This window comes from Mycobacterium sp. (assembly GCF_050701675.1).
GTDB lineage: Bacteria > Actinomycetota > Actinomycetes > Mycobacteriales > Mycobacteriaceae > Mycobacterium.
In genome coordinates this window covers 1-7,562 of record NZ_JBOGDD010000655.1, presented here as the reverse complement: position 1 = coordinate 7,562, position 7,562 = coordinate 1, and the positions used below count along the sequence as shown (strand labels likewise).

6 protein-coding genes are annotated in these 7,562 nt (G+C 64.0%); 2 read left to right on the top strand and 4 right to left on the bottom strand.

The genetic code is table 11. From position 1 onward, the window contains the following. Nucleotides 1–68: 68 nt before the first annotated feature. Nucleotides 69–1,223 carry a thiolase family protein gene (locus tag ACRDUX_RS20190; RefSeq protein WP_526415814.1) on the bottom strand — a complete coding sequence of 385 codons (1,155 nt, stop codon included), beginning with the start codon at nucleotides 1,221–1,223 and terminating at the stop codon, nucleotides 69–71. 178 nt (nucleotides 1,224–1,401) lie between these two features. Between ACRDUX_RS20190 and ACRDUX_RS20185 the strand changes: the two genes are divergently transcribed. Together ACRDUX_RS20185 and ACRDUX_RS20180 are read left to right on the top strand one after the other, a co-directional pair. Beyond that, nucleotides 1,402–2,901, top strand: a complete 1,500-nt coding sequence (locus ACRDUX_RS20185) for a class I adenylate-forming enzyme family protein (RefSeq protein WP_526415812.1) — start codon at nucleotides 1,402–1,404, stop codon at nucleotides 2,899–2,901. Between the two features lie 11 nt (nucleotides 2,902–2,912). Next, nucleotides 2,913–3,215, top strand: coding sequence for a hypothetical protein (locus tag ACRDUX_RS20180; RefSeq protein WP_526415810.1), 303 nt, complete (start codon nucleotides 2,913–2,915; stop codon nucleotides 3,213–3,215). Between the two features lie 11 nt (nucleotides 3,216–3,226). Here ACRDUX_RS20180 and ACRDUX_RS20175 read toward each other — a convergent pair whose 3' ends face one another. The 3 genes from ACRDUX_RS20175 to ACRDUX_RS20165 are packed head-to-tail and all read right to left on the bottom strand — an operon-like array spanning nucleotide 3,227 to nucleotide 7,236. Continuing rightward, nucleotides 3,227–3,889, bottom strand: coding sequence for a TetR/AcrR family transcriptional regulator (locus tag ACRDUX_RS20175; protein WP_526415808.1), 663 nt, complete (start codon nucleotides 3,887–3,889; stop codon nucleotides 3,227–3,229). Nucleotides 3,890–3,946: 57 nt separating this feature from the next. Continuing rightward, nucleotides 3,947–6,820 carry an MMPL/RND family transporter gene (locus ACRDUX_RS20170; RefSeq protein ID WP_526415806.1) on the bottom strand — a complete coding sequence of 958 codons (2,874 nt, stop codon included), beginning with the start codon at nucleotides 6,818–6,820 and terminating at the stop codon, nucleotides 3,947–3,949. Then, the gene (locus ACRDUX_RS20165) at nucleotides 6,817–7,236 is read right to left on the bottom strand and encodes an MmpS family transport accessory protein (protein WP_526415816.1); all 420 of its coding nucleotides are present in this window, start codon (nucleotides 7,234–7,236) and stop codon (nucleotides 6,817–6,819) included. Before ACRDUX_RS20165 ends, ACRDUX_RS20170 begins: the two co-directional genes overlap by 4 nt. Nucleotides 7,237–7,562: the final 326 nt, after the last annotated feature.

Below are 7,562 nucleotides of genomic sequence, written 5' to 3'. Positions count from 1 at the left end.
GTCCACCTCGGCGCGGCGTTGTGCTTCGGCCTGGGTGTCGGTCATTGGCACTGCTCCTTTTGGCTCGGCTACCTGGAAAGAATGGCGACTGCGGCGGTCCCAGGTGCTCCGTACAGCTGGGCCAGCCCTACCCGCGGATCTCCTGGCACCTGGCGGTCGCCTGCGGTGCCGCGCAACTGCTGCACCAGCTCGTAGATCTGGCGCAGGCCTGATGCACCGACCGGTTCGCCGTTGGCCAGCAGGCCGCCGTCGGTGTTGACGGGCAGTCGGCCGCCGATCTTGGTGACGCCGTCGGCGAGCAGCGCCTCCTGCTCGCCGTCCTTGCACAGACCGGTCTCGGCCAGGTGGATGATCTCTGAGCCGGCGTCGGTGTCCTGCAGCTGCGCGACGTCGATGTCTTCGGGGCCGATGCCTGCCAATTCGTATGCGGCGCGGGCCGCCTCAGCCGTGGTGCCGGGCTGGATGGGAAGCTCGATCGAGGTGCGCAACAGTTCGTAGGCGCCTTCGCGGCGGCTACGCAGGGCGGTCGAACGCAGGTAGATCGGAGTGTCGGTGTACTGCTTGGCCTTGTCGGCGCGGCAGACCACCACGGCGGCGGCGCCCTCGTTCGGGTTGCAGTACATGTACTGGCGTAGTGGTGCGTTCACGACTGGCGAGGCCAGGATCGCCTCGATGCTCATGGGCTTGCGCCGCCACGCATGCGGCGCCAGCGCGCCGTTTTCCATGTTCTTGGCCGCGACACGGGCGAGGGTTTCCTCGCTGATGCCGTGATCGTGCATGTAACGCATGATCTTGGTGCCGAAGTAGTGGGTGGTCAGGAACATGCCCTGATCGCCGTACCACTGCGGCAACCCGGAGACCGACGGGTCGGCACCGAAGGCGCCGCGTGGATGTTTGTCGAGCCCGACGCCTATCGCGATGTCGGCCTCACCGAGCATTACGTCGCGAGCCGCCAATGTCAGCAGTGAGTTGCCGGTCGCACAACCGCTCAGCGTGGCACGCGCCGGGATTCCGGTCATGCCGGCCAGTCCGGTCACCGCCTCGGGGTTGGCCACCTCCAGACTGCCTGCGTACAGGCTGTCCACGTCCGACCAGGGCGCGCCGGCATCTCGCAGCGCCCTGCTGATCGCCACGGCGCCCATCTCCAGTGCCGACCGGTCCTCATACCGTCCAAAGGGATGAAGTCCGACACCGATGATGGCGATCTCGGGCGCGCTGCTCATTGCATTCCTTCCGGCGGGGTGTCACCGTCGTTTCCGCCTGTGGCGGGAATCCGCGTTGACTTAGATGCCGCTAAGCCTATAACTATATATCTGATTCTCGGGCTCGGGTCTAGAATCGGATTGCCGCCGGGAGGCAGCGGTCGGGCCGTTGATTGCGTAGACGAAGGCTGAGGAGCTCTTGAGTATCTCGTTGCTGTTGGAGATGGCTGCTTCGGCTGATCCGGATCGGGTTGCACTGGTGGACGGCGGCAATCGGCCGACCACCGGTGAGCTCAGCGCACTGGCTGACGGGGGAGCGGGCGTCATCGCCGGCTCGGGCGCCGAACATGTCGCGTACATCGGCCCCGGCGGTCTCATGCAGCCGTTGCTGATCTTCGCCTCGGCGCGCGCAGGCAAGCCGTACACGCCCATCAACTACCGGTTGAGTGCCGACGGGATCCAGGAGCTGATCGACCGCTTGCCTGATCCCTTGGTGATCGTCGACGAGCGCTACCGCGACATGATCGGAGACGTCGGCGAGCGCCTCCTGACCTCCGAGCAGTTCTTGGCCGCGGCGCGGACTGCGGATCCCGTCGCGGAGTTCGCCGATCCCGAAGATGTCGCGATCGTGCTGTTCACCTCAGGAACGACGTCGAAGCCCAAGGCGGTCGAGCTCTCCCATGGCAACCTGACCAGCTACATCACCGGCACGGTCGAATTCGACTCTGCGGAACCCACCGATGCGGCCCTGATCTGTGTGCCGCCGTATCACATCGCCGGGGTCAACGCTGCGATGTCGAATCTGTACGCCGGCCGAAAGATGGTCTACCTGACCAGTTTCGAAGCCGGCGAGTGGGTGCGGCTCGTCGCCGATGAAAAGGTGACGACAGCGACCGTCGTCCCCACCATGCTGGACCGCATCGTCACTGCGCTGGAGCGGCAGCCGACCGAGCTGCCCTCGCTGCGCAACCTGGCCTATGGCGGGTCGAAGGTTGGACTTCCCTTGGTGCGCAAGGCTCTTGACCTGCTGCCTGGCGTGGGATTCGTGAACGCGTACGGCCTGACCGAGACCAGTTCGACCATCGCGGTGCTAACTCCCGACGACCACCGCACTGCCCACGGCAACCCCGATGAACTCGCGGCCAAACGGCTCGCTTCGGTCGGCCAGCCGGTGCCGGGCATCGAGGTGCAGATTCGCGACGACGAGGGCGACTCGCTCGGGCCGGGGGAGGCCGGTGAGCTGTTCGTGCGGGGCGAACAGGTCTCGGGTAGGTATACCGGCATCGGATCGGTCCTCGACGAGCACGGCTGGTTCGCCACCAAGGACATCGCGACGCTTGACGAGGCGGGCTATCTCTTCATCACCGGGCGCTCCGACGACACCATCATCCGCGGCGGTGAGAACATCGCCCCCGCGGAACTCGAAGACGTCCTCGTCGAGCATCCCCACGTGCACGAGGTCGCCGTCGTGGGCGTTCCGGATCCGCAATGGGGGCAAGCCATCGTCGCGGTGGTGGTTCCGGCTGTGGGTACCGAACCGGATGCCGACGAGCTACGTGAGCACGTTAGGAAGGTACTGCGGGGATCGCGCACCCCCGACCGGGTGGTCTTCCGTGACGAGCTGCCGACAAACGCGACGGGAAAGCTACTTCGTCGCGAGATCATCGAAGATCTTCGCGACGCGACCGCCGAGAAATAAAGGGAGACAACATGATCAAGAACGGCACTCGGTTGCAGAGCCAGGTGTGTGACACACAGGTCATCGTCGTGAAGGCGGCAGACAGCCTGGATGACCTGCGCTGCGGAGGGCAGCCGATGCTGGCGCTGGATGCCCATCGGCCCGCGGGGCTCACACCTGACCCCGGCTTTGCCGACGGTAATGCGATGGGCAAGCGTTACGTGGACGCCGACGACGCGGAGGTTCTGGTCACCAAGGCAGGCGCCGGGTCGCTCAGCGTGGGGGCGTCGCCCCTCGTGCTCAAGGAGGCAAAGCCCCTGCCTGCCAGTGATTGACCGGCCATGTCCTACGAGGGGCCGGTTGTCTTGGCGCTGCGCGTGCTTGGATCCGCTGGCGTCGAGACCGGCGCATAAACTGCAGGCAATACCAACGTGTCGATGACCTCCCGCACGAACTTGGCATCGACGGTTTGTCCGCCGATGACCCGCATCAGGGCCATGGCGGTGAGCGCATCGGCGACGAGCGACCAGTCCCGATCACCGGACACTTCGCCGCGGGCAGCAGCTTGCTTGAGTATCGCCGACACCACCCGTCGACCCTTGTGGAGCATCAGGTCGTCGAGGGCCGAGGCGAGCTCGGGATCGTGCGCGGCTTCCACCGCGACCCGCAGTACCAGGTCATTGGAGACCAAGTCGTCGTCATTGCGGGCCGTGCGTTCGACGAGAAGATCGAAATCGCCTGTGAGGCTGCCGGTATCGGGAGCCTCGTCGGTCATCAGGTCGGGTCGCCAGTGGACGAGTGCGTCGGTGACCAGCGCCGCCTTGGAGGACCACCGGCGGTAGATCGCGGCTTTGCCGACGCCGGCGCGTGCGGCGATGTCGTTCATGTTGGTGGCGTCGTAGCCGTGTTCGGTGAGGGCGGCCACGGCGGCGTTGAGGATGGCGGGATCGCGTGACCGGTCCAGACGTCCGTCAGTGCGCTGGCGCAGTTTCGATTCGCTGTCTGTCATGTGTCTCGATCCGGCGATGACAACTTGGTTCCAGCTTCGCAGATCGGAGCCACCGAGTCATACCGTTGGCGATGTCGAAATCGGCGCGGTGTTCGTGTCGGAGGTGGGTTCAGGACCGCCTCTCTTCACGATCTTGAAGGTGTTCAGTGGCCACCAGAACCAGCGTCCGAGGGCGGCAGCGATCGACGGAGTCATGAACGCCCGCACGATCAACGTGTCGACGACGAGGCCGATACCGATGGTCATGCCGAGCTGACCGACCACGCGCAGGTCGCTGAAGATCATCGACATCATGGTGAACGCGAAGACCAGGCCCGCGGCGGTGACCACGCGCCCGGTGGCGCCCATGCCGCGGATGATGCCGGTGTTGAGGCCGGCGTGTATCTCTTCTCTGAAGCGCGAGACCACCAGGAGGTTGTAGTCCGAACCCACGGCCAGCAGGATCACGATCGACAACGGGATCACGATCCACTGCACGCCCAGGCCAAGGATGTCCTGCCACAGCAGCACCGACAGACCGCACGCGGTGCCAAGGGATGCGGCCACGGTGCCGACGATCACGAGGGCGGCCACCACGCTGCGAGTGATCACCAGCATGATCGCGAAGATCAGGATCATCGCGGCGAGGACCGTAATCACGAGGTCGGTTACGACGCCGTCCTGCATATCGGCATACAGCGACGCGGTGCCGGCGAGGGAGACCTTCGCGTCGCTCAGCGGGGTGCCCTTGAGGGCGTCTGCGACGACACCCTTGAGGTCCCGGACGTGTTCGATGCCCTCCACCGAGGCCGGGTCGCCCTGGTGGGTGATGATCATCCGGACCGCCTTGCCATCGGGCGACATGAACATCTTCATCCCACGTTTGAAGTCGGGATTGTCGAACACGTCCGGCGGCAGGTAGAACATGTCGTCGTTCTTGGCCTGATCGAAGTACAGGCCTATCTCCGTCGCGCCCTTGGCCGCCTCCTGTTGCGCGGCCTGGGTTCCGGCCATGGTGCTGTGGGTCGCGATCATGAAGTCGCGCATCGTCTTCATCGTGCCGATGGTCTCCTGCAGAACCGGCAACATCTGCGGCAGCAGCTTATCCAAACGGTCCAGATCGATGGTGAGACCTTGTATCTGGTCGGCGAGTGTGTCGATCCCGTCCAAGGAATCGAAGATCGACCGTATCGGCCAGCACATCGGGATGTCGTAGCAGTGCGGCTCCCAGTACAAGTAGTTGCGTATCGGGCGGAAGAAGTCGTCGAAGTCGGAGATGTGATCACGCAACTCGTTGGTGGTGGCCGCCATCTCGTGGGTCCTGCCAACCATGCTGTGCGTGACTTCGGTCATTTCCTTGGTGATGGCGTACATACGTTCCATGCTGGCGACGGTCTTACTCAGCTCGTCGGCCTGCTCGAGCATCTGCGCTGAGTTGTCGTTGTTGAACTTCGCGGTCTGCAGAGTGCTGGCGTTCTGCGCGCCGATCAGGAACGGGATCGAACTGTGCTGGATCGGTGCGCCCAGTGGGCGGGTGATGGTCTGCACCCGATCGATGCCCCGCATCCGAAAGACACTCTTGGCGACCTTTTCGATCACGAGCATGTCCGCGGGGGTGCGCAGGTCATGATCAGCCTCGAGCATCAACAGTTCCGGGTTCATGCGGGCCTGGGAGAAATGGCGGTCCGCGACGCCCATGGCAATGTTGGCGGGCATGTCGGCGGGGGTGTACTTCTGGTCGTTGTACTGAGGCACATAGGTCAGCAGGGCGACGAAACCGACGATGGCGATCACGCTGGTCGCCAAGACGATCGGAATGGGCCAGCGAACCACGGACGTGCCGACCTTGCGCCATCCTGGCGAGGCGATCTTCTGTTTGGGGTCGAGCAGACCGAATTTCGAGGCCACCGTCAAGATCGCAGGCGCCAGCGTCACGGCTGCGATGACGACCACCAGAACCGAGATCGCGCAGGGCAGACCCATGGTCTGGAAGTAGGGCAGCGTGGTCATGGTGAGGCACAAGCAGGCACCGACGATGGTCAACCCGGAACCCAGGATGACATGCGATACGCCGCTGTAGGCGACATAGAACGCGTCTTCCCGGTCGAGGCCCTTCGATCTCTCCTCGTGATATCGCCCCAACAGAAAGATCACATAATCTGTTCCGGCGGCCAAGGCCAGCATGGTCACCATGCTCACCGCGTACGGGGTCAAGCCGATGATGTTCAGGTTGCCGGCCGTGGCTGTAATACCCGAAGCAGCAAAGAGTTCCAGGCCGATGATGACCATGGACACGAGCATCGTCACGATGGAGCGGTAGATGATGAGCAGCATCAGGACGATGACGCCGACCGATACGAGCTCCGTGATCGCCAGGCTTTGATGCCCGGCCACCTGGGTGTCGGCATTGAGCACGGTATTGCCTGCGACATGAGCCTTGATACCCGGTGGTGCGGGCACCGAGGCAACGATGTCACGCACCGCTTGCACCGACTCGTGGCTGGCACTGGTGCCCTGGGCGCCATTGAGGAAGATCTGCACGTAGGCGGACTTGCCGTCCACACTCTGCGAGCCCGCCGCGGTCAGCGGATCACTCCAGAAGTCCTGAGCGCTCTGCACGTGCTCGTGATCGGCAAGCAGCTTGGCGACGATCTGGTCGTAGAATTTGTGTGCCGAGTCGCCGAGCTTGTCGTCACCCTCCAGCACGACCATTGCCGTCGAGTCCGAATCGTATTGCTTGAACACCTTGCCGATGTTCAGCATGGCCACATAGGACGGCGCGCTCGTAGGGCTGAGAGGCACCGACCGGGTTGCCGCGACGTCGTCCAGTGATGGGGTCACGATGCCCAGGACGACCGCGACCAGCACCCAGAACAGGATGATCGGCACCGAGAAGATCCGAACCATCCGGCCGAGGAACGGGCGATGGGGCTTCGTGTGTGCGTCGCTCATACGGATTTCACCAAGCAGTAGATGAACGGTTTGATCGTGTCGGTGCTGGTGCGGTCGTCGCGCACGTCGCCGTCGACGGTCACCCGACACCCAAGGTCGTGGGTGTTGCTATCACCCTGGGCCATGATGTTGGCTGACATCGACGGCAGCGTCGTCACGATCGTGAACGACCAGGGCAGCGGGGTGTTCTCGATGAGATGAGGTTGGCCGTTCTCGTCGAGGTAGTTGAGGTTCGCGGTCCCGCCCGACCCGGTGATCTCGTACTCGATGTGCTTCGGATTGAAGTTCTCGGTAATTCCGGAGCCTTCCGCTAAATTCGGGCCTTGATGGCCCGTCGCGCGAATGCGGGCTATCGCGTATGCGCCGAGCGCGACGACGACCACGAGAAGCAGCGGTATCCACACCTTCCTGACCACTCGGAACACCGTGTGCCTCCTGCCCTTCGAGTCATATGGCGGCCGTGCCGTCGTCGTACGCCGCCTGCGCACAGCCCGTCTCAGGGCTGTCGGCAAGATTTCCCAACCAGCGGAACCTGAGTTCCGTCTGGGGCCGGGAAAACTGTACCTCGTGGACGGCCGGTTCTGCCCGCCGACGCTGGACCGGAACCAACGACTCTGCGTCGATTGTCTCGAGAGGGATTGCGCCGCAGTAGTCTTCGGCCTCGCGCTCAAGGCGCTCGCTGGCGTGGCGAATCTGGCGGCGGCCGCGTTAGGCGAAATGAGAAGTGCGCCCGGCCAACGGC